This is a genomic window from Mycobacterium malmoense (assembly GCF_019645855.1).
Lineage (GTDB): Bacteria > Actinomycetota > Actinomycetes > Mycobacteriales > Mycobacteriaceae > Mycobacterium > Mycobacterium malmoense.
In genome coordinates, this window is record NZ_CP080999.1 from 947489 (window position 1) to 967812 (window position 20324).

General features: G+C 68.2%; 20 protein-coding genes and 1 pseudogene. 11 read left to right on the forward strand and 10 right to left on the reverse strand.

Features of this window, described 5'->3' with window-relative positions; genetic code table 11:
• Positions 1-6 precede the first annotated feature (6 nt).
• The 3 genes from K3U93_RS04495 to K3U93_RS04505 all read right to left on the reverse strand — a co-directional run bounded on the left by K3U93_RS04495 (position 7) and on the right by K3U93_RS04505 (position 2698).
• A complete protein-coding gene (locus tag K3U93_RS04495; RefSeq protein ID WP_071511667.1) occupies positions 7-915 on the reverse strand; it encodes a class I SAM-dependent methyltransferase in 909 nt (302 codons plus the stop codon).
• The gene (locus tag K3U93_RS04500; protein ID WP_071511668.1) at positions 908-1852 is read right to left on the reverse strand and encodes a class I SAM-dependent methyltransferase; all 945 of its coding nucleotides are present in this window, start codon (positions 1850-1852) and stop codon (positions 908-910) included. Before K3U93_RS04500 ends, K3U93_RS04495 begins: the two co-directional genes overlap by 8 nt.
• A 207-nt stretch (positions 1853-2059) precedes the next feature.
• Positions 2060-2698, reverse strand: coding sequence for a class I SAM-dependent methyltransferase (locus K3U93_RS04505; RefSeq protein WP_420915400.1), 639 nt, complete (start codon positions 2696-2698; stop codon positions 2060-2062).
• Positions 2699-2773: 75 nt separating this feature from the next.
• On the opposite strand from K3U93_RS04505, the gene K3U93_RS04510 reads away from it, so the two are divergent.
• Positions 2774-3625 (forward strand): helix-turn-helix transcriptional regulator, encoded by an 852-nt coding sequence (locus K3U93_RS04510; protein ID WP_071511669.1) that lies wholly within the window; start codon positions 2774-2776, stop codon positions 3623-3625.
• Here the strand turns inward: K3U93_RS04510 and K3U93_RS04515 are convergent.
• Complete coding sequence (locus tag K3U93_RS04515; protein WP_071511670.1) at positions 3564-4223, reverse strand: TetR/AcrR family transcriptional regulator; 660 nt, start codon at positions 4221-4223, stop codon at positions 3564-3566. The two genes, K3U93_RS04510 and K3U93_RS04515, sit on opposite strands and share 62 nt — an antisense overlap.
• Positions 4224-4324: 101 nt before the next feature.
• On the opposite strand from K3U93_RS04515, the gene K3U93_RS04520 reads away from it, so the two are divergent.
• Positions 4325-5167 (forward strand): SDR family NAD(P)-dependent oxidoreductase, encoded by an 843-nt coding sequence (locus K3U93_RS04520; protein ID WP_071511671.1) that lies wholly within the window; start codon positions 4325-4327, stop codon positions 5165-5167.
• A gap of 25 nt (positions 5168-5192) precedes the next feature.
• On the opposite strand, the gene K3U93_RS04525 is transcribed toward K3U93_RS04520, so the two are convergent.
• Both K3U93_RS04525 and K3U93_RS04530 read right to left on the reverse strand, forming a co-directional pair.
• Positions 5193-5846, reverse strand: a complete 654-nt coding sequence (locus K3U93_RS04525) for an L-fuculose-phosphate aldolase (RefSeq protein ID WP_071511672.1) — start codon at positions 5844-5846, stop codon at positions 5193-5195.
• On the reverse strand, positions 5843-6832 hold the full coding sequence (locus K3U93_RS04530; RefSeq protein WP_071511673.1) for an NAD(P)-dependent oxidoreductase: 990 nt from the start codon (positions 6830-6832) through the stop codon (positions 5843-5845). Before K3U93_RS04530 ends, K3U93_RS04525 begins: the two co-directional genes overlap by 4 nt.
• Positions 6833-6862: 30 nt before the next feature.
• On the opposite strand from K3U93_RS04530, the gene K3U93_RS04535 reads away from it, so the two are divergent.
• Together K3U93_RS04535 and K3U93_RS04540 are read left to right on the forward strand one after the other, a co-directional pair.
• Positions 6863-8242 (forward strand): xylulokinase, encoded by a 1380-nt coding sequence (locus K3U93_RS04535; RefSeq protein ID WP_071511674.1) that lies wholly within the window; start codon positions 6863-6865, stop codon positions 8240-8242.
• A gap of 9 nt (positions 8243-8251) precedes the next feature.
• Positions 8252-8917 carry a GNAT family N-acetyltransferase gene (locus K3U93_RS04540; RefSeq protein ID WP_071511675.1) on the forward strand — a complete coding sequence of 222 codons (666 nt, stop codon included), beginning with the start codon at positions 8252-8254 and terminating at the stop codon, positions 8915-8917.
• 3 nt (positions 8918-8920) lie between these two features.
• Here K3U93_RS04540 and K3U93_RS04545 read toward each other — a convergent pair whose 3' ends face one another.
• Complete coding sequence (locus tag K3U93_RS04545) at positions 8921-9841, reverse strand: class I SAM-dependent methyltransferase (protein WP_071511676.1); 921 nt, start codon at positions 9839-9841, stop codon at positions 8921-8923.
• Between the two features lie 8 nt (positions 9842-9849).
• Positions 9850-10779, reverse strand: a complete 930-nt coding sequence (locus tag K3U93_RS04550) for a class I SAM-dependent methyltransferase (protein ID WP_071511677.1) — start codon at positions 10777-10779, stop codon at positions 9850-9852.
• Positions 10780-11012: 233 nt separating this feature from the next.
• On the opposite strand from K3U93_RS04550, the gene secY reads away from it, so the two are divergent.
• The 5 genes and pseudogenes from secY (at position 11013) to K3U93_RS04575 (ending at position 15113) form a co-directional block, all read left to right on the forward strand.
• Positions 11013-12338: a preprotein translocase subunit SecY gene (gene secY / locus K3U93_RS04555; RefSeq protein WP_071511678.1), complete on the forward strand. Its 1326-nt coding sequence runs from the start codon at positions 11013-11015 to the stop codon at positions 12336-12338.
• Positions 12335-12886, forward strand: a pseudogene (locus K3U93_RS04560) (adenylate kinase); the annotation flags it as partial. The gene secY and the pseudogene K3U93_RS04560, both read left to right, overlap by 4 nt.
• Before the next feature lie 65 nt (positions 12887-12951).
• Complete coding sequence (gene map / locus K3U93_RS04565) at positions 12952-13752, forward strand: type I methionyl aminopeptidase (protein ID WP_071511680.1); 801 nt, start codon at positions 12952-12954, stop codon at positions 13750-13752.
• 55 nt (positions 13753-13807) lie between these two features.
• Complete coding sequence (locus K3U93_RS04570; RefSeq protein ID WP_083009405.1) at positions 13808-14353, forward strand: sigma-70 family RNA polymerase sigma factor; 546 nt, start codon at positions 13808-13810, stop codon at positions 14351-14353.
• Between the two features lie 40 nt (positions 14354-14393).
• Complete coding sequence (locus K3U93_RS04575) at positions 14394-15113, forward strand: anti-sigma factor family protein (RefSeq protein WP_139796775.1); 720 nt, start codon at positions 14394-14396, stop codon at positions 15111-15113.
• 21 nt (positions 15114-15134) lie between these two features.
• Here K3U93_RS04575 and K3U93_RS04580 read toward each other — a convergent pair whose 3' ends face one another.
• Positions 15135-16475, reverse strand: a complete 1341-nt coding sequence (locus K3U93_RS04580) for an FAD-binding oxidoreductase (protein WP_071511683.1) — start codon at positions 16473-16475, stop codon at positions 15135-15137.
• A 38-nt stretch (positions 16476-16513) separates the two neighbouring features.
• Positions 16514-17680, reverse strand: a complete 1167-nt coding sequence (locus K3U93_RS04585; RefSeq protein WP_230981578.1) for a flavin-containing monooxygenase — start codon at positions 17678-17680, stop codon at positions 16514-16516.
• A gap of 279 nt (positions 17681-17959) precedes the next feature.
• Between K3U93_RS04585 and K3U93_RS04590 the strand changes: the two genes are divergently transcribed.
• Both K3U93_RS04590 and K3U93_RS04595 read left to right on the forward strand, forming a co-directional pair.
• Positions 17960-19708: a thiamine pyrophosphate-binding protein gene (locus K3U93_RS04590; protein WP_071511685.1), complete on the forward strand. Its 1749-nt coding sequence runs from the start codon at positions 17960-17962 to the stop codon at positions 19706-19708.
• Positions 19689-20324, forward strand: coding sequence for an SRPBCC family protein (locus K3U93_RS04595; RefSeq protein ID WP_071511686.1), 636 nt, complete (start codon positions 19689-19691; stop codon positions 20322-20324). The genes K3U93_RS04590 and K3U93_RS04595 overlap by 20 nt, the downstream gene beginning before the upstream one ends.

Consider the following 20324-nt stretch of genomic DNA (forward strand, 5'->3'; position numbering starts at 1 on the left):
CCCGGACTATCCGAGTGTCGCGGCGACATAGCTCATTTCGCCGAAGGTCGCCGCCATCTCGTCCTCGGGAAACTCGAAGCCGCTGCGCGCGTAGAGTTCCTTGGCGGGATGGGCCGTCACCCGCCAGCCGTGGGTGGTCAGGTAGTCGACGACGACGCTGCGCTCGCCCCGATAGAACAGGTCGGCCGCGTTGAGGTCGAAACCGAAGCGTTGCCACCGCTCGCTGATGCGCTGCAGGCGCTCATCGGAAAACGCGTTCGGATCGGGCACGTGTTCGGTGGCCAGCCGGCTGCCCGGCGCGCTGAGCGCGGTGATGTTGTCGAACAATCGGTCCTGGGCCTCGGGCGGCAGGTAGGGCAGCAGCCCTTCCGCGCTCCACGCGGTCGGCCGCGTGACGTCAAAACCGCCGTCGGCCAACGCCGCCGGCCAGTCGTCGCGCAGGTCGATGCCGATCGCACGGCGGTCGGCGGTGGGGGAGGCGCCGAGGCCGGACAGTGTGTTGGTCTTGAACGCGATGACTTGCGGCTGGTCGATCTCGTAGACCACCGTGCCGGCGGGCCACCGCAGTCGGTAGGCCCTGGTGTCGAGGCCGGACGCCAGTATCACCGCCTGCCGCACACCGTCGTTGGTCGCGCCGGTGAAGAAGTCGTCGAAAAACCTGGTCCGTACCGTGATCTGCTCGGCCCGCGTTTTGCGGTTGAACAGTGGGTCGTCCTCGAAATCGATCTCCCCGTCGACGATGCGCACGAAGGGGTCCAATCCCACGGCGCGGACCAGCGGATCGGCAAACGGGTCGTCGAGTAGCGCATCGGGTCCCTGCGACGCCACGGCGCGGGACGCCGCGACCATGGTGGCCGTCGCCCCCACGCTGGATGCCGGTCCCCAGCTGTCACCGTCGCTGCGTCCCTTACTCATGCGTGCCGCTCACATAGAGCAGGTCGCCCATGCGCATGTCGTCGTCCTCAATCGGCGGAAGGCCGTTGGCGGAGAACAGGTCTCGGATGCTGATGCCGTTCATGGCCCAGCCGCGGTCGTCCAGATAGGGGGCCGCCTCATTGCGCTCACCGAAGTAGACGAGGCCCGCCATGTCGAGGTCGAAGCCGTGCGCGCGCCAGCGCTCGGAAATGCGCTGCATGCGCTCCCTCATCCTGTCCTCGTCGCCGGGCTGCGGGTTGGGCGCGCTCTCGGTGGCGAACCGGCTGCCCGGGGCGCTGAGCTCGGTGATGGTGTCCAGCAGGCGATCCTGCGCCTCCGGCGGCAGGTAGCCGAGGAGGCCCTCGGCGCTCCACGCGGTCGGCCGGGCCGGGTCGAATCCGGCGGCGCGCAACGCGGCGGGCCAGTCGTCGCGCAGGTCGACGGGCACCACCCGCCGCTCGGCGGTGGGCGCGGCGCCCAGCTCGGCCAGCGTGCGGGTCTTGAACTCGATGACCTGCGGCTGGTCGACCTCGTACACCACGGTGCCGGCCGGCCAGGCCAGCCGGTACGCGCGGGAATCCAGGCCCGACGCCAGGATCACGACCTGCTTGATGCCCGCCCGCGTCGCGCCCAGAAAGAACTCGTCGAAGAACTTGGTGCGCACCGCCATGTTGTCGGCCATGCGGGACATCGCCCCGGCGGACCCCGCGGCGCCGTCGTGCACGTCGTTCAGGTCGGCCGGGTTGACCTCGCCGGTCGCCAGCCGGGTGAGGAGGTCGACGCCGACGGCCCGGACCAGCGGCTCGGCGAACGGGTCGTCGATCAGCGGGCGGTCGGCGCGGGTCGCCACGGCGCGGGCCGCGGCCACCATGGTCGCGGTCACGCCGACGCTGGAGGCCAGGTCCCAGGTGTCGCCCTCATACCTGGTGGAAGTCATGTTTTCCCCTGTTCGGATCTAGTCAGTCTAATATTTAGACAATATAACAAGCTTTTACCACTGTACGCTTCCCCCGTTTCCCGGCAACCTTGATTGATGGCGCGTGAACGGGTGCTCTACCGGGACCTGGCCGCCGCCGGCCGGGTGGACCCGCGGCCCCATGCTGACCCACACGTTCGCGCTCGAACAGCGACCGCCGTCAGGGCGTTAGGCGGGGCGGGTCGCGCGATAGTAGTTCAATCGCCCGAGAATGCGGTGCGGCGTCGATGCGACCTCGGTGCAGTCGAACCCGGCCGCGCGCAGCAGTCGTGGAATCGCGTCGCCGAGGTTGCCGGCCGCGTGGTGGCTGCGCCTGATGAGCCGCGCCATCAGGCCGTGGTTGGCGGTCATGTCGCCGCCGATGTCGACCAGGTGCAGCCTGCCGCCGGGGCGAAGGACCCGGAAGACCTCGGCCGCCGCAGCGGGTTTCGCGTCTTCGCCGATATGGTGCAGCATCATCGACGACAGCACCCGGTCGAATTCGCCGTCGGCGTAGGGGAGTTGTTGCGCGTAGCCCTGTTCGAAGCGGATGCTGTCCGCCTTTCGCTTCGCCCGGTCAAGCGCCCGCGGGTCGGGATCGCATCCGATCACCTCCAGGTGGGGAAAGGCGCGCTTGGCCGTAACGGTGACATTCCCTGTGCCGCAGCCAATTTCGAGTAAACGGTGGCAGTCGGCGAGCTCGGCCTGCGCGATCAGGGTGTCGTGGACCTTCTTCATGCCGAGCAGGCGTGACATCAGGTCGTACGTGGGGAGCAGCGCGTCGTGGCCGGCGGCGGGCAGGTAATCATGTGGATGATGTTTCGTCACGCAATCCATGGTGAACCGCTGCATTCGCGAAGAATTGGGTGATCCTCGGTGAAACTTGGACTATCTTTGGCGGTTATGACGCGACCGACTCGATTGGTTCGGCAGCGCGCGGGGGTGCCGATCTATGAATACCGGACCGACCCGGACACGCCCCCGGTGTCGGTGGTGCGTTCTGGCCCCGAGGATTTCGTCGAACGCGGTCGCCACATCCACGACTTTCCGGCTCTTTGGTACCTGCCGGCGGCCGGGCTGGTCTACGTGGCGGCCGCGGGTCGGGTGCTCGACCCCGGGCGGCTCGAAGATCGCGACGCCGGCGTCGCGGTGTTCTTCGACCCGGCCGCGCTGGGCGAGGACGCGCGATCGCCGTGGCCGGCCTGGCGGGCGCACCCGCTGCTGTTTCCGTTCCTGCACGGCCACGCCGGCGGAATCCTGCGACTGGAGGTACACGCGGCGCGACGGTCGGCGTGGGACGCCGCGATCCGGTCGATCGAAGCCGAACTGCTCGCGCGGCAGGACGGCTATCGCCAGGCGGCGCTGGCGCATCTGACGCTGCTGCTGATCGATCTCGCGCGGCTGGCGGGTCCGGTGGTCGACGAACTGCGGCGCGCCGGCGAACCGCTGTTGGCCGAGGTGTTCGAGGTGATCGACCGGCGTCACCCCGAGTCGTTGTCGCTGCGCGACGTGGCCGGCGAACTCGGCGTGACCCCGGGGCACCTGACCACCGTGGTGCGGCGCCGCACCGGGCGCACCGTCGGCGAGTGGATCACCGAACGCCGCATGGCCGCCGCCCGCGCGTTGCTGGCCGAAACGGACCTACCCGTCGCAGAGGTGGCCCGACGGGTCGGGGTGTCCGATCCCGGCTACTTCAGCCGGCTGTTCGGCCGCGCGCACGACGCCTCGCCCCGCCAGTGGCGCGGCGCGCACTAGTCGGCAGGCTCTGCACGCCGTGGATTGCTATATCGATGGCGCTTTCGACCGCGGCGCGCAGCTGTTCGGAGGTGCCGCCGTCTTGCAGACAAACGAGCGCCGCGGCGATCGCCGCCCCCATGACCGACCCGATGACGGCGGCAGCGGACGCCGGGTCGAGCGCGTCGGAATAGGCGCCGTGCAGAGCCCGGGCCAATTGAGTTTCGGCCAGGAAGTAGCGATGCAACGTAGCCGCCTGGACGGCGGGCACCGACAGGATCATCGGCAGCCGCACCGCGGCCAGGCCGCCGTCGACCTCCTCGGTGAGGGCATCGGCCAGCATGTGCCGCATCGCCGACGCGAGGAGGTCGGCCATCCGATCACCGGGTGCGCCCTGCTCGATGAGAGCCACCGCGGCGTCGATCCGGCGGGAGAGGTGGGGAAAAAGGACCTCGTCCTTGCTCTCGAAGTAATTGAAGAATGTCTTTGTGGAAACGCCGGCGGCAGAGGCGATTTCGGCCACGGTGGTCTGCTCGTAGCCCTTCTCCCCGAACAGTCGCATGGCCGCGCTGATCAACTCCTGCCTGGTCTGCTTCCGTTTACGTTCGCGCAGGCCCATCTCGTTTGCCGTGGCCGCTCCTTCCGGTTTGGTTACATTCGATGTAATATTACGCCGAATGTAACCAAGTCGGAGGTGACTCGCCGGAAGGGGCCGAGGTCATGCGGCGGTGCGAGAACTTTGAGAACACCGTGGCGATCGTCACCGGCGGCGGAATGGGTCTGGGCGAGGCGCTGTGTGAGGAACTCGGGCGTCGGGGCGCCACGGTGGTCGTCGCCGACCTCGACGGCGACGCCGCGCGTCAGGTAGCGGGACGCCTGGGGCAGGCCGGCGCGCGGGCGGCTGCCGTGGCGGTCGACGTGGCCGACGAAACCGGGGTGGCGCGGTTGGTCGAGGACACCGTTGCCGAATACGGACGCCTGGACTACATGATCAACAATGCCGGCATCGCGATCGGCGGGGACTCTCGCGACCTTTCGATACAGCAGTGGCGTCGCGTGCTCGAGGTGAACCTGCTGGGGGTGGTGTACGGAACGGTGCACGCCTATCGGTTGATGGCGCGCCAGGGCCATGGGCACGTCGTCAATATTTCGTCGCTCAGTGGGCTGGTTCCCCAGCCAGGCAATGCCGCGTACTGCACGAGCAAGCATGGGATCGTTGGGCTTTCACTATCGCTGCGGGCCGAGGGGGCGGACCTTGGCGTGAAGGTAAGCGCGGCATGTCCGGGCGACATGAAGACGAAGATCTACGACAACATGGTCGTGGTCAACATGCCGCGCGAGCGGGTAGCGACGTTGAGTCGGCGCACCCACTATCTGATGCCGCAGATGAGCGCCCAGGCCGCCGCTCGCGCGATCCTGCGTGGGATGGAGCGCAATCGCCCGCTGATCGTGTTTCCCACTGTGGTTCAGGTCATCTGGCACCTGTACCGGCATTTTCCGGGCCTGTTCTATCGGATAAACCTCCATCGCATGAGGCTGTTCCGCGAACTCCGAGAGGGCTGACCCCCGAAGGCGGCAGCTGTCAGAGTCAGGCGTTGGCGCGCAGATAGCCATACACGCTGGCGAAGTTGCGGTTCACGTCCTCGGGGATCGGCACGGGGCCACCGAGAGCCCTTGCGCCCCAGACGATTTGGGCGGTCCGCTCGACCAGGGCGGTGACGTGCAGGACCTTGTCGGGCCGGGGCCCGACGGCCACCAGGCCATGGTTGGCGATCAGGGCGGCGGCCCGGCCCTCGAGCGCCTTGACCGCGTTGGCGCCCACCTCCGGCGTGCCGGACGCCGCGTACTCGGCGCACCGAATGTCGCCGCCGCAATACACCGCGAACTCGTCGATGCAGGCCGGAATCGGCTGGTGGGCGATGGCGAACATGGTCGCCCACACCGGATGGCTGTGGATGACGCTGCCGATGTCGTCGAACGCCTGGTAGCACGCCAGGTGCAGCTTCATCTCCGACGACGGCGATCGACCGTCCGCCGCGCGCAGCACGGCGCCGTCGGGGTCGACCAGCACGAGGTCGTCGAGCGCCATGTCGCGATAGTCGACCGACGACGGCGTGATGACGATGTTGCCGTCGGAGCGCCGCGACGAGATGTTGCCGGCGGTTCCCTCGACCAGGCCCCGGCGCAGCATGTCCTTGGCCGCGTCCAGCACCGCGGTCTCCGGGTTGATGACGGATGTCATGGGCTGAGCACCTCCGGGTTGACGATATGGGCGGGCGTGCCGCCGGACAGCAGCGCTTCCAGGTCGTCGGCCACCATCTGGGCCTGCCGGACCTCGGTGTCCCAGGTGGCGCCGCCGATGTGCGGGGTGAGGACGACGTTGGGCATGCCGACCAGCGGGTGGTCGGTGGGCAGCCATTCGCCGACGAAGTGATCCAGCCCGGCGGCGGCCACCTTGCCGGCGCGCAGCGCGTCGACAAGCGCGTCGGTGTCGTGCAGCTGGGCGCGGGCGGTGTTGAGGAAGACCACGCCGTCGCGCATGGCCGCGAACTGCCGCGCGCCGATCATCCCGACGGTGTCGTCGGTGACCGGCGCGTGCAGGGACACGACGTCGGCCTCGGCCAGCAGCTCGTCGAGCCCGTGGTGGGCCTCGTCGTGGTACGGGTCATAGGCGATGACCCGCATGCCCAGCCCGGACAGCCGCCAACGCAACGCGCGGCCGACGGCGCCCAGGCCCACCAGCCCGGCGGTGCGCCCGGCGATCTCCCAGCCGCGAAAACGCTGATACGGGATGCTGCCGTCGCGAAACGTGTTGCCGCCGCGGACATCCGCGTCGGCGGTCAGCAGGTGTCGGGTGGCCGCGAAAAGCAGCGCCACCGCCATCTCGGCGACCGCGTCGGCGTTGCGGGCGGGGGTGTTGAGCACCGGGATGCCGGCCGCGGTGGCCCCGTCGACATCGACGTTGTTGGGGTCGCCGCGGGTGGACGCGATCACGCGCAGGCCCAGGTCGAACACCGGCCCACCCACCGAGTCGCTTTCCACCACGACGACGTCGGCGCCCTCGCCAACGATCCGCTCGGCCAGCTGCTCGGCGCCGTAGATCCGCAGCGGCCGCTGCTCTAGCTCACTTATCCAAGGGTCGTACACCACGTCGGCCAGCCGCTGCAGCTTGGCGAACCCCGGCCCGCGCAGCGGCGCGGTCACCAGGGCGCGCGGTCTCGAGGTCACGAAACCCAATGCTGGCGTACGGTGACGCCCGTGTCACGTGAAGGCGTCACAATCGGCATCGACGTCGGCAGCACCGCGGTCAAAGCTGTCGCCGCCGACGCCGACGGCCGCGTGACGGCGCGGGCGCGCATTCCGCATGAGCTGCGGGTGCCGGCGCCCGATCGGCTCGAGCACGACGCCGACGAGGCGTGGCGGCGGGGTCCGTTGGCGGCCTTGAACGAGGTGTGCCAGCTGGCGCCCGGGCCCGACGTCCGGGCGGTGGCCGTCTCGGCGATGGTGCCCTCGCTGACCGCCGTCGACCCCGCCGGCAGGCCGCTTACCCCGGGGCTGCTGTATGGCGACGGCCGCGGCCGGGTGCCGGGCGCCCCGGAGCGACCGGCCCAGCCGCTGCCGGCGGTGGGCGAGGCCGCCGAGTTCCTGCGCTGGACGGCCGCCCAGGCGCCCGGCGCCGCCGGATACTGGCCGGCGCCCGCGGTGGCCAACCACGCCCTGGCGGGTGAGGCGGTGATCGACTTCGCCACCGCCGCCACGGCCTTTCCCCTGTTCGACGGGACCGGCTGGAGCCCGGCGGCGTGCGCCGGCTGCGGCGCGACCGTCGAGCAGATGCCGCGGGTGGAGACGATCGGGGCGGCGGCCGGTCGGGTGCGGGGGACCGGGGCCGTGCTGGCGATCGGCGCCATCGACGCCCTGTGCGAACAGATCGTGGCCGGCGCCGGCCGCGACGGCGACGTGCTGGTGCTGTGCGGCACCACCCTGATCGTGTGGACGACCATCGGCGAGGCCCGGCAGGTGCCCGGCCTGTGGACCATTCCGCACACCACCCCCGGCAAGATCCAGATCGGCGGGGCCAGCAACGCCGGCGGCTTGTTCCTCGGCTGGGTGGATCGCGTTGTCGCACCGGGTGATCCGATGTCGGCCGATCCGCGCCGGGTGCCGGTGTGGTCGCCCTACATTCGTGGGGAGCGCACCCCGTTCCACGACCCGGATCGGCGCGCCGTGCTCGACGCCCTGGACCTCACCCAGGACGCCGCCTCGCTGCGGCGGGCCGCCTACGAGGCGTCGGGCTTCGTCGTCCGTCAGCTCATCGAGCTGAGCGGGGCGCCGGTGTCGCGGATCGTGGCCGCGGGCGGCGGCACCCGGGTCCGGCCGTGGATGCAGGCCATCGCCGACGCCACCGGGCGGCCGGTGCAGGTGTCCGGGGTGGCCGAGGGCGCGGCCCTGGGGGCGGCGTTCCTCGGCCGCATCGCGGCCGGTCTGGAAACCTCGATCGCCGACGCCGCCCGCTGGGCCCGCACCGACCACGTCGTCGAGCCCGATCCCGCCTGGGCGGCACCCGTCCAGGACCGCTACCGGCGGTTCCTGGAGCTGGGAAACCGACGATCCAGAGCGCTACCTTCGGTCGCGTTCTAGGCTGGTCCAATGACCGACCATGACCGCAAAGCCGCCCGCCGAGAGATCGCCGACGCCCTGTTGAAAGCCCTTGAACGCCGGCACGAAATCGCCGACGCCGTGGTCGAGTCGGAGAACAAGGCGGCCGCGGTCGAGGCGATCGCCGGTTTGCTCGACACCTCCCACGTCGCCGCCGAAGCGGTAATGGGCATGTCCTTCGACCAGCTCACCGTCGATTCCCGCCGAAAGATCCTCGCCGAACTCGAGGACCTGAACAAACAGCTGAGCTTCACCCTCAAAGAGCGCCCGGCCAGCTCGGGGGAGACGCTCGAGCTGCGGCCGTTTTCCGACGAGCAGGACCGCGACATCTTCGCCGCCCGCACCCAGGACATCGGGGCCGCCGGCGACGGCTCCGGCGTGCCGGCCGGCAACCTCGACGACGAGATCCGTGCGGCGCTGCGGCGCGTCGACGACGAAGAGGCCGCGTGGTTCGTGGCCGTCGATTCCGGGCAGAAGGTCGGGATGGTGTTCGGCGAGCTGGTCCGCGGCGAGGTGGACGTGCGGATCTGGATCCACCCCGATTACCGGAAGAGGGGCTACGGCACCGCCGCGCTGCGCAAGTCGCGCTCGGAGATGGCGTGGTGCTTCCCGGCGGTGCCGTTGGTCGTCCGGGCGCCGGCGGCCAAACCGGGCTAGGCGCTACGTCAACGTCGCGGAGACGTACTTGATGTCACCGAACGCGACCATCGACGGTTGGTCGGGAAACTCAAACCCGTTGTCGGCGTAGAGTTCTGGTGTGCTGCGCACCGTCGACTGCCAGCCGCGGTCGGCAAGATAAGCCACCACGTCGTTGCGTTCGCCGGGGTAGATCAAATCCGCCCAGTTCAGGTCCAGTCCCAGGCGCCGCCAGCGCTCGCTGATCTCACGGCCCCGGTTTTCGATGCGGTCGCGGATGTTGGGCACGTAGCCGGTGCCCAGTCGGCTGCCGCCGGCGCTGAGCGCGGTGATGTTGTCGAACAGGCGGTCCTGGGCGTCCGGCGGCAGATAGGCCAGTAGCCCCTCGGCGCTCCACGCCGTCGGCCGGGTGACGTCAAATCCGTTGTCGCGCAACGCGGCCGGCCAGTCGTCACGCAGGTCGATCCCGACCGCACGGCGGTCGGCGGTCGGGGTTGCGCCAAGGTCGGCCAGGGTGCGGGTCTTGAACTCGATCACCCTGGGCTGGTCGACCTCGTAGAGGACGGTCCCGGATGGCCAAGCCAGGCGGTAGGCGCGGGTGTCGAGCCCGGAGGCCAGGATGACGGCCTGGCGGATGCCGGCCTCGGCGGCGCCGAGGAAAAACGAGTCGAAGAACCGGGTGCGGACCGCCATCCCCTCGCCGAGGCGCCGCGGGGTGAATGCGGGATCGTCGTCGGCGAGCTCGATTTCGCCGTTCATCATCCGGATGAAGGCGTCGACGCCGACGGCGTTCACCAGCGGCTCGGCGAACGGATCGTCGATGAGGGGATTGGGGCCCCTGGATGCCAGCGCGCGGCGGGCGGCCACCGCCGTGGCGGTGGCCCCCACGCTGGATGCCAGATCCCAACTGTCGCCATCAAATCGCTTGCTGTCGGTGTCGGGCATCGGGGCTCCTAGCGCAGTGTTGCGGTGACGGCGACGATGTTGCGGAACTGCGTCATCTCATCGGTGTCGGGGTCGTCGGGGAATTCCAGGCCGTAATCGCCGAACAGATCCCGCCGCTTCCGGGAGGCCACCTCCCAGCCCCGATCGGTCAGATACTTGACGACATTGCTGCGCTCGCCGTCGAAGAAGAGTCCCGAAAGGTCGATGTCGCAGCCGAATTTGGCCCACCTGTCGTTGAATTCCTGCGCGCGTTGCGTCATCGTCGGGCCGGAGTCGGGGTGATACTCGGTGGCCAGCTTGCTGCCCGGAGCGCTGAGCTCGGTGATGTTGTCGAACAGCCGGTCCTGCGCGTCGGGCGGAAGGTACATCAACAGGCCTTCGGCGCTCCACGACGTTGGCCGCGTCACGTCGAATCCGCTGCGGCGCAGCGCGGCCGGCCAGTCGTCCCGCAGGTCGATGCTGATGGTCCGCCGGTCCGCGGTCGGGGCGGCACCCAGGTTGGCCATGGCGGTGCTCTTGAACTCGACGACCTTGGGCTGGTCGACCTCGTAGACCACGCTGCCGGGCGGCCAAGCTAGCCGGTAGGCGCGGGCGTCGAGGCCGGCGGCCAGGATCACCGATTGGCGGATGCCGTCGCGGGCGGCGTTGAGGAAGAAATCGTCGAAGAAGCGGGTGCGCACCGCGATCGAATCGGTCTCCAGCGCCAGGTCCTTCTCGCTGTCTTCAGACGCCTGGGCGGCCTCGGACGGGATGGCCTCGCCGTCGACCAGGCGGCGGAAGAAGTCCAGCCCGACCGCCCGCACCAAGGGCGCCGCGAACGGGTCGTTGATGATCGGGTTGGTCCCCCCGCTGGCCAGGGCGCGGGCCGCGGCGACCATGGTGGCCGTGGCGCCGACGCTGGAGGCCAGGTCCCAGGTGTCTTGGTCAGTTCGCGTCATGGTGCTCCTATTTACTTAGCAAATGCAATGAGCCACCAGAACTCTACGCCTCGCGGCTGTCGGCTCGCTGTGTCTTTTTCGGGTCCCATAAAGGCCCTTGAACGGGGCTGCCCGCACCAGCTGTTACTCTCGTACACGGTTTGACGCGCTGTAGATAAGTCGGCCGGACGTCCTGGCCTGCGGGTGTTGGGCGCGTGACGCAGGATGAAGACCCCGGCTCCGCAGGAGGAAGAGTGCTTTCGGCTTTCATCTCGTCGCTGCGGACAGTCGACCTGAGACGGAAGATCCTCTTCACGCTGGCCATCGTCCTGCTCTACCGGGTCGGCGCCGCGCTGCCGTCACCCGGCGTGAACTACCCCAACGTGCAGCAGTGCATCAAGGAGGCCAGCGGCGGCGAGGCCGGACAGATCTACTCGCTGATCAACCTGTTCTCCGGCGGCGCGCTGCTCAAACTCACGGTGTTCGCGGTGGGGGTGATGCCCTACATCACCGCCAGCATCATCGTGCAGCTGCTGACCGTCGTCATCCCGCGGTTCGAGGAGTTACGGAAGGAAGGCCAGGCTGGGCAGGCCAAGATGACGCAGTACACGCGCTACCTGGCCATCGCGCTGGCCGTCCTGCAGGCCACCAGCATCGTGGCGCTGGCGGCCAACGGCGGGCTGCTCCAGGGCTGTTCGCTGGACATCATCGCCGACCAGAGCATCTTCACGCTGGTGGTCATCGTGCTGGTGATGACGGGCGGCGCGGCGCTGGTGATGTGGATGGGTGAGCTGATCACCGAACGCGGCATCGGCAACGGCATGTCGCTGCTGATCTTCGTCGGCATCGCGGCGCGCATTCCCTCCGAAGGCAAGACCATCCTGGACAGCCGCGGCGGGGTCATCTTCGCCGCCGTCTGCGCCGCCGCGCTGATCATCATCGTCGGTGTGGTGTTCGTCGAGCAGGGCCAGCGCCGGATCCCGGTGCAATACGCCAAGCGCATGGTGGGCCGGCGCATGTACGGCGGAACCTCGACGTATCTGCCGCTCAAGGTCAACCAGGCCGGCGTTATCCCGGTGATCTTCGCGTCGTCGCTGATCTACATTCCGCACCTGATCACCCAGCTGGTCCGCAGCGGCAGCGGCGGCGTGGGCAACGGCTGGTGGGACAAGTTCGTCGGCAAATACCTGTCCGATCCGAGCGATCCCATCTACATCAGCATCTACTTCGGGCTCATCATCTTCTTCACGTATTTCTATGTGTCGATCACGTTCAATCCCGACGAACGTGCCGACGAGATGAAGAAGTTCGGCGGGTTCATTCCCGGCATTCGCCCGGGCAAACCGACCGCCGACTACCTGCGTTATGTGCTGAGCAGGATCACGCTGCCGGGCTCGATCTACCTGGGCGCAATCTCGGTGCTGCCCAATCTGTTCCTGCAGATCGGCAATGGCGGGGCGGTGCAGAATTTGCCGTTCGGCGGGACCGCGGTTTTGATCATGATTGGCGTCGGTTTGGATACGGTCAAACAAATCGAGAGCCAGCTCATGCAGCGCAACTACGAAGGATTCCTCAAGTGAGAGTCGTTTTGCTGGGGCCACCGGGGGCAGGCAAGGGGACGCAGGCCCAGAAGCTCGCCGAGAAGCTCGGGATCCCGCAAATCTCCACCGGCGAGCTGTTCCGCAGCAACATCGAGAATGGGACCAAACTCGGCCTGGAGGCCAAGCGCTACCTGGACGCCGGTGACCTGGTGCCCTCCGAGTTGACCAACCAGCTCGTCGACGACCGGCTGAGCGGTCCGGATGCGGCCAACGGTTTCATCCTGGACGGGTACCCGCGTTCGCTCGAGCAGGCCAAAGCGCTGCACGAAATGCTCGAACGCCGCGGCACCGACATCGACGCGGTGGTGGAGTTCCGCGTCTCGCAGGAGGAATTGCTGCAGCGGCTCAAGGCGCGGGGCCGCGCCGACGACACCGACGACGTCATCCTCAACCGGATGAAGGTCTACCGCGACGAGACGGCGCCGCTGCTGGAGTACTACGGTGCCCAATTGAAAGACGAATTGAAGACCGTCGACGCCGTCGGCACGGTCGACGAAGTGTTCGCCCGCGCGCTGCGCGCGTTGGGGGCGATCGCAAGCGCGGCGGAGCCGGGCGCAGCGGGTCGCCGCCCATCAGAACTGGGCAAGTAACCGTGAGCGCGCTGGCGCGGCTGCGAAGTCGCAGGGTCGTACCACAGCGCAGCCCCGGTGAACTCGACGCGATGGCCGCGGCCGGCGCCGTCGTCGCCGCCGCCCTGCAGGCGGTCCGCACGGCCGCGGTTCCCGGGACGTCGACGCTGGGCCTCGACGAGATCGCCGAGTCTGTGATCCGCGAAGCCGGCGCGACGCCGTCGTTTTTGGGCTATCATGGTTACCCGGCGTCGATCTGCGCGTCGGTCAACGACCGTGTTGTGCACGGCATCCCGTCCGCCGCCGAGACGCTGGCGCCCGGGGACCTGGTCTCCATCGACTGCGGCGCGGTGCTGGACGGCTGGCACGGCGACGCCGCGATCACCTTCGGGGTCGGGCCGCTGGACGCGGCCGGCGAAGCGCTGCGCGATGCGACCAGGGAATCGCTGGAAGCCGGGATCGCGGCGATGATCGCCGGCAATCGGTTGACCGACGTGGCGCACGCCATCGAAATGGGTGCGCGCGCGGCCGAGGTCCGCTACGGGCGCGCCTTCGGGATCGTGGAGGGCTACGGGGGCCACGGCATCGGCCGGCACATGCACATGGATCCGTTCCTGCCCAACGAGGGCGCTCCCGGGCGGGGCCCGCTGCTGGCCCCCGGCTCCGTGTTGGCCATCGAGCCGATGCTGACGCTGGGGACCGGCAAAACGCTGGTGCTCGACGACCAATGGACCGTGACCACCGCCGACGGGTCACGCGCGGCGCATTGGGAACACACCGTCGCGGTCACCGCCGCCGGGCCGCGCATCCTCACCCTTTGTTGAGGGGCGTGAACTAAACGTCTGCTCGACTCGTGTCTGGTAGGCGGGAGGTGATCGAGTGGCTCGTGTGGCCGGTACTAGGGGTGCGTCGGGGGCTGCCGAAGCCGCCCTGATGAGGGCGCTCTACGACGAGCACGCCGCGGTTTTGTGGCGCTACGCGCTCCGGTTGACGGGGGACGCGAGCCAGGCCGAGGACGTCGTGCAAGAGACGTTGCTGCGGGCCTGGCAGCATCCGGAGGTCGTCGGCGACACCGAACGGTCGGCGCGGGCGTGGTTGTTCACCGTCGCCCGCAACATGATCATCGACGACCGCCGCAGCGCACGATTCCGCAATGTGGTGGGTTCGCTGGACGAATCGGGCGCGCCCGAGCAGTCCACGCCGGACCAGGTGAACGCGGCGCTGGACCGGCTGCTGATAGCCGAGGCAATGGCGCAATTGTCGGCCGAGCACCGTGCCGTGATCGAGCGGTCCTACTACCGTGGCTGGACCACCGCGCAGATCGCTGCAGACCTCGAGATCGCCGAAGGAACAGTGAAGTCGCGACTACACTATGCGGTGCGGGCGTTGCGGCTCACTCTGCAGGAACTTGGAGTTACCCGATGACGGGCTCCGAATGCTTGAAGGGTGACAGGAGATGAATGACATGACCACGCCGGTACGGGGTATCGGCCCCCCGGGCGACCGCTACGCGATGTGGGATGCCGCATACGTGTTGGGGTCGCTATCCGCCTCCGACCGCCGCGCATTCGAGGCGCACATGGCCGAGTGCCCGGCATGCCGGGAGGCCGTCGCCGATCTGAGCGGCGTGCCGGCCCTGCTTTCGCAGCTTGACCGCGACGAGGTGGCCGCGATCACCGAGTCCGGCCCCGGATCGGTGACGCCGGAGATGTCGCCGCGGTTACTGCCGTCGTTGCTGGCGACGGTGCGCTGGCGCCGGCGCCGCACGCGGGTGGTGACCTGGGTGGCGTCGGCCGCCGCGGCCGTGGTGCTGGGAATCGGCGTGTTCGTCGGTGTTCAGGGGTTCACGGGGACGCCCGCGCAGCAGGCGACCGCGTCCTCGCAGCCGATGGCGCAGGTCGGTACCACCTTGCTGGCCTCGACGGTGCAGCTCAGCAGCCAGCACTGGGGAACGTCGATCAACCTGAGGTGTGTCTGCCTGGCTCCGCTGAACGCCCACCATGACACCCTGGCGATGGTCGTGGTGGGCCGCGACGGCAGCCAAACCCGGCTGGCGACCTGGGTGGCGGTACCCGGCCACACCGCGACGCCCGCGGCCAGCATCTCGACGCCGGTCGACCAGATCGCCGCCGTGCAGGTGGTTTCCGCCGAAAGCGGCCAGGTTCTGCTGCAGCGTTCGCTGTAAGGATTTGGGCGGCGGCTCGGTTCAGGCGCGGCTCATCCAGCGGTGGAATCGACCATCCGGGTCGTAGATCGAGCGCACCTTGTCGAGGCGTGCCATGTTGGGGCCGGTGATAAACGTCGCCGGCCGCCGGCAGAGGTTCTCGTCGGCGAGCGAGATGCCGGTCGCCAGGTGTGACATGGCCGCCATGTTGGACCGGGCCCAATCGCGGTACCGGTGGTCGTCGGCCGGATCGTGCCACGCCGTGTAGAGCGCCAAATAGATCTCGTCCTCCAAGCCGTAGACCATATCCGCGCGGTGAGAGGCCGGCTTCCAGCCGGTGACAACCAATTGCGAGGGGTGCGGCGGCATTGTTTCGATGATTTTGCGGATGCCCGGCAGTAGTTCGTCGGCGGACGCCGACGTGAACATGTTGTCGGCGATATACCGGTGGCCCTGCGGGTAGTTGCTCATCACGGCGGTATACCAATTGGCCAAAGTTGTTGGCGCATAGGGAAGGCTAGTGATCGCCCGATCGGCCACCGGACAGCTGCCAAGGACCGCAAGAGCTTTCGCCGCGTCCCGTTCTGAATCGGCAAAAACCGGTGAGGCAATGGTGATGATCGGATCGTCTAGACCGGCTGCCGGCAAGCCGCGCGTGGTGAGGATCTGCAGCTCGACCCGGTCGTCGATCTCGGGGCTGATTGAGCGTCCCCAGCTAAACACTTCGTCGGCGACGTCGATCGGGTACATGTACAAGCATGTGCCTAGGACCGCGGGGCGTCGGTGAATCCGCAGGGTGAAGGAGGTGACTACCGCGAAGAAGCCCGGTCCCGAACCGCGAGCGGCCCAATACAAATCGGGGTGATGCTCGGGGTCGCAGTGGATTTGTTCGCCGTCGACGGTGACGACCTCCAGTCCGAGCACGCTTTCACACGCCGGTCCGACCACCTTGCTGTTCCAGCCATACCCGCCCTGTAAAAGATAGCCACCCAGACGAATGCCTTCGCAGTGGCCGGCGGGGAAGAAAAGCCCTTGCGAGTCGAGTTCGAGAGCGAATGCGCTGGCGGCCTTGCCAGGACCGACCCGGGCGATCATCCGGTCCGTGTCGATGCGGCAGTGATCGAGCTGGGCGACGTCGATCAGCAGGCCACCGTCGCGCAGGTGACTGGCCACCCAGCTGCGCCCGCCCGAACAAACCCCGACGCGATGACCGTTGGCCCGCGCATAACGGAGCGCCGCCACCACGTCGCCGGCGTCACACGCTTGGACGATCACATCGGGAAAGCGTTCCGGCACAAGGCCGTTCCACACCGTTCTCCGTCGGGCCGCTTCGTAGCCCTCCGCGCCGCGGAAGAAGGTTCTGTCGGCAGAAAGTGAAGGCACTAGAATCCCCTTTTGACTTTGCGGACCGGCTGACCTGGTTAACGGGAGCTTGCCGCCGCACGGTCACAACGGGGCGCAAAGTGCTCGCGGGAGGACCCCGTCGCCAGATAGGCCGCGACCTCACGGGCCAACGGCGAGGCGTTGCGACGGATCGCTCGCAGTGGGCCATTGGGCGGAATGCCGTATCCGATCGCGAACATCCCGTCGCCGAGGTGCGACGCGAACCCGCCGCGTGGGTTGCCCTCCCGGTCGAGGACGCCGAGATGCCCGACCAAACCGGCAAGATCGGTGCTGAAGCCGGTGGCGGCGATGACCACATCCGGCGTAACGGATGTGCCATCGGCGAGGATCACGCGGTCGGATTCGAACGCATCCACCGCCGCGACCACTTCCACGCGGCCCGCCCTTACGGCGTCGACGAGCTCGTCGGCCAGGGTGGGGATGCGGCCTCGCCGTTCCACCGTCGCCTTCAGTCCAAGGGGCGGCCGGTGGAAACCATAGACGGAAAGGTCGCCCCACAGCAGGCGGTTGAGGCACGCGATGAGTGGATCGATCGCCCGCGCGGGGATGCGCGCAAACAGCTCCAGAAAGATGTCCGAAGGGAACGGGCCCATCGCGCGCCGCACCAAGTGTGGCGGTGTGCGCACCGCCAGCCAGATCCTGCGCGCGCCGTCGTCGGCGAGCTGGACCGCGATATCGGCGGCCGAGTTGCCCGCGCCGACCACGAGGACGTCCCGGCTCCGGAAGGGCCAGGCGTTGCTGAAGTCGCCGGAGTGGACGAGCTCGCCGGCGAATCGATCTATCCCGGGCCAGGCGGGGACGATGGGTGTGCGGTACCTGCCCGTAGCCAGGACGACGGCCTGCGCCCGGATCGTGCCCGACGACGTGTCGAGTCGCCAGCCGTCCGCTGCCCGATCGACGCGGTTGACCTCACACCCAAGCCGGAGCGTGATGTCCTGGGCCCGGACATAGCTGTCGAAGTAGCGAACCATGTCTTCCTTGGTGGGCCAACGGCCGGCACGCAATGGGATCCGTTGTCCCGGAAGGTGCGACAGGAAACCGCTCGTGTTGAGTCGGAAATCGTCATAGCGCCTGCGCCAGGCGACCGCGGGCGCCGCGGCTCTCTCAAGGACGACAGGCACGATCCCGTGGCGGTGCTCGAGCTCTCGCGCGACGGCGAGACCGGACGGCCCCGCGCCGATCACGACGACGCCTCGGGCCGAGCCGTCGAGAGGCAGACGATTACCAAGACCAACCAAAGGAATCGCGCCCTCCTGTCCGATGTCCTCCCCCCAACACGGTCCAGGACCGCGTGCGGTTCATGTGGTGTCGCGGTCGCTTCGGGTCTTGTGACCGTCTTTCGGACAGCGTCCGGATGCGATGAACTCAAATCGCTCGCCGGACGTGTACCTGATGTCACGACGAGTTGGCCCAGTTGCGGCCCGAAGTGGAGAACCCACGGGCGATCAGGTTTAGGTGAACAAATGCCCAGGAAAAACCGGGTGGTGGACCACATCGTCGGCCAGCTCGCGGCCGTCGGAGTGGACTACATATTCGGCGTCGACGGTGCCAACATCGAAGACCTTTACGACGCCGCGTATTTCCGGTCAGACATCACCGCCGTACTGGCCAAGCACGAGTTCTCGGCTGCCACGATGGCCGATGGGTACAGCCGCGGCGGTACTGGCTTGGGTGTGGTCGCGGCGACGTCGGGCGGTGGCGCCCTCAACCTCGTTCCGGGGCTGGGGGAATCGCTTACCAGCCGGGTGCCGGTGTTGGCGTTGGTCGGCCAGCCGGCGACCACGATGGACGGCCGCGGCAGCTTTCAGGACACCAGCGGTTGCAACGGCTCACTGAATGCCGAGGAGCTGTTTTCTCAGGTGTCGGTGTTCTGCCGGCGGGTGCTGGCTCCCGGCGACATCGTCTCGGCGTTGTCCGCCGCGCTGGCCGCGGCCCAATCGGGTGGCCCGGCGGTGCTGTTGCTGCCCAAGGACGTTCAACAGTCCGAGATGACCGCCAACGGCTCCATCGGTGTGGGCGGTATCGAGCCGCCGCGAGCCCTCGGCGATCCGCATCCGATCGCCCGTGCGCTGCAACGGTCCGTCGGGCCGGTCACGATCATCGCCGGTGAGCAGGTGGCTCGCGATGATGCCCGCGCCGAACTGGCGTCGCTACGCGCGGTGCTGCGTGCGCGGGTGGCTTGTGTGCCCGATGCCAAGGACGTGGCCGGCACACCGGGTTTGGGATCATCGTCGGCGCTGGGGGTCACCGGTGTCATGGGTCATCCCAGTGTGGTGGACGCGGTGGCCGGCAGCGCCCTGTGTCTGGTGGTCGGTACCAGGTTGTCGGTGACCGCGCGAGCCGGCCTCGACGATGCCCTGGCGACGGTGCGCACGATCTCGCTCGGGTCCGCGCCACCGTATCTTGCCTGCACGCACGTGCACACCGACGACCTTCGGGCGTCGCTGCGGGCGCTGACCAGCGCACTGACCGGGCGGCGGCGTCCGACCGGCGTTCGGGTGCCCGATGCGGTGTTGCGCACCCAGCTCACGCCACCGGCATTCGACGGGCCGGGCATACGCTACCGCGACGCCATGAGCACGCTCGACCGGTTGTTACCCGACGGCGTGGACGTCATCGTCGACGCCGGCAACACCGGCGCGGCGGCGATCCACTATCTGCCCGTTCGGCGCAGGGGCCGGTTCTTGGTCGCCCTCGGCATGGGGGGCATGGGTTACAGCTTCGGCGCCGGCATCGGAATGGCGTTCGGGCGCACCAAGGGTCAGGCGCCAACCCGGCGCGTCGTAGTGATCGCGGGGGACGGCGCGTTCTTCATGCACGGTATGGAAGTTCACACCGCGGTCCACTACCGGCTCCCCGTGACGTTCGTGTTGTTCAACAACAATGCCCACGCCATGTGCGTGACACGCGAGCAGTTGTACTACGACGACCGGTACAGCTATAACCGCTTCGCCCCCAGCCGGCTTGGGGCCGGCCTGGCCGCGATGTTTCCCGGACTCAAATCCGTCGACGTCATCGACGTCGACGGTTTGGCCGGGGCGCTGCGCACGTCGCTCGATCTCGACGGCCCATCGGTGCTGAGTGTCGAATGCGCGGCCGACGAAATCCCGCCGTTCGCACCATTTCTGAGCGCTCCACCGGCCAAGCGTGCTGTTGACCACGAGATCCCAACCGTAGAGGAGAACCACGCTGATGTCGCTGCCAACGCTTGACGATATTCCCGGCGTGGTGCGGATCGAGACCGCGCCACTGGAAGAGACCGCCCCGATGTTCATGGCGAAGATGCGGTCGGTGTATCCGCACGACGAGATCTTCGGTCAGTACTGCACGGTCAACGAGTACGTCGACTGCCTACCCGACGAGTTGTTCGCGTATCTGGCCGACACCCGAAGCCTCGAGGAATGGACCTATACCCTGCGTGGCTTCACGCCCACCGACGAGCCCGGCCTCTGGCTCGCGTATGACCGGCTGCTTCCCGATACCAAGATCTACACCCGCACGGTGGCCAACGCCAAGGCGCGTACGGTCGACTACCACTGCGCGTGGGACCAGGGCACGCACCTGTGGATGATCTATCTGATGCGGGTCCTCGACGCGCAGGTGGTGTTCAACAAGCCGGGTTCCGTTGTGCTGTGGACGAATTGCCGTCACCCCTTCTACGACCACAATCCGTACCCCGAGACGGCCCCGGCGGAGCGCACCGGGTGGGTCGGCGACTTCTGGGACATCTTCGGTCCCGGCCACGGGGTGGAGCTGAACAACCTCAAGGCAATCGCCGAATACCGCCACCGCCATGGTCTGCCCATCACGCCGGCCTGGATGAGCTGA

Coding starts and splice junctions, on each gene's coding strand:
- K3U93_RS04495 (WP_071511667.1), bottom strand. CDS start 915: ATGAGTAAGGGACGCAGCGACGGTGACAGCTGGGGACCGGCATCCAGC.
- K3U93_RS04500 (WP_071511668.1), bottom strand. CDS start 1,852: ATGACTTCCACCAGGTATGAGGGCGACACCTGGGACCTGGCCTCCAGC.
- K3U93_RS04510 (WP_071511669.1), top strand. CDS start 2,774: ATGACGCGACCGACTCGATTGGTTCGGCAGCGCGCGGGGGTGCCGATC.
- K3U93_RS04515 (WP_071511670.1), bottom strand. CDS start 4,223: ATGGGCCTGCGCGAACGTAAACGGAAGCAGACCAGGCAGGAGTTGATC.
- K3U93_RS04520 (WP_071511671.1), top strand. CDS start 4,325: ATGCGGCGGTGCGAGAACTTTGAGAACACCGTGGCGATCGTCACCGGC.
- K3U93_RS04525 (WP_071511672.1), bottom strand. CDS start 5,846: ATGACATCCGTCATCAACCCGGAGACCGCGGTGCTGGACGCGGCCAAG.
- K3U93_RS04540 (WP_071511675.1), top strand. CDS start 8,252: ATGACCGACCATGACCGCAAAGCCGCCCGCCGAGAGATCGCCGACGCC.
- K3U93_RS04545 (WP_071511676.1), bottom strand. CDS start 9,841: ATGCCCGACACCGACAGCAAGCGATTTGATGGCGACAGTTGGGATCTG.
- K3U93_RS04550 (WP_071511677.1), bottom strand. CDS start 10,779: ATGACGCGAACTGACCAAGACACCTGGGACCTGGCCTCCAGCGTCGGC.
- K3U93_RS04575 (WP_139796775.1), top strand. CDS start 14,394: ATGACCACGCCGGTACGGGGTATCGGCCCCCCGGGCGACCGCTACGCG.
- K3U93_RS04590 (WP_071511685.1), top strand. CDS start 17,960: ATGCCCAGGAAAAACCGGGTGGTGGACCACATCGTCGGCCAGCTCGCG.
- K3U93_RS04595 (WP_071511686.1), top strand. CDS start 19,689: ATGTCGCTGCCAACGCTTGACGATATTCCCGGCGTGGTGCGGATCGAG.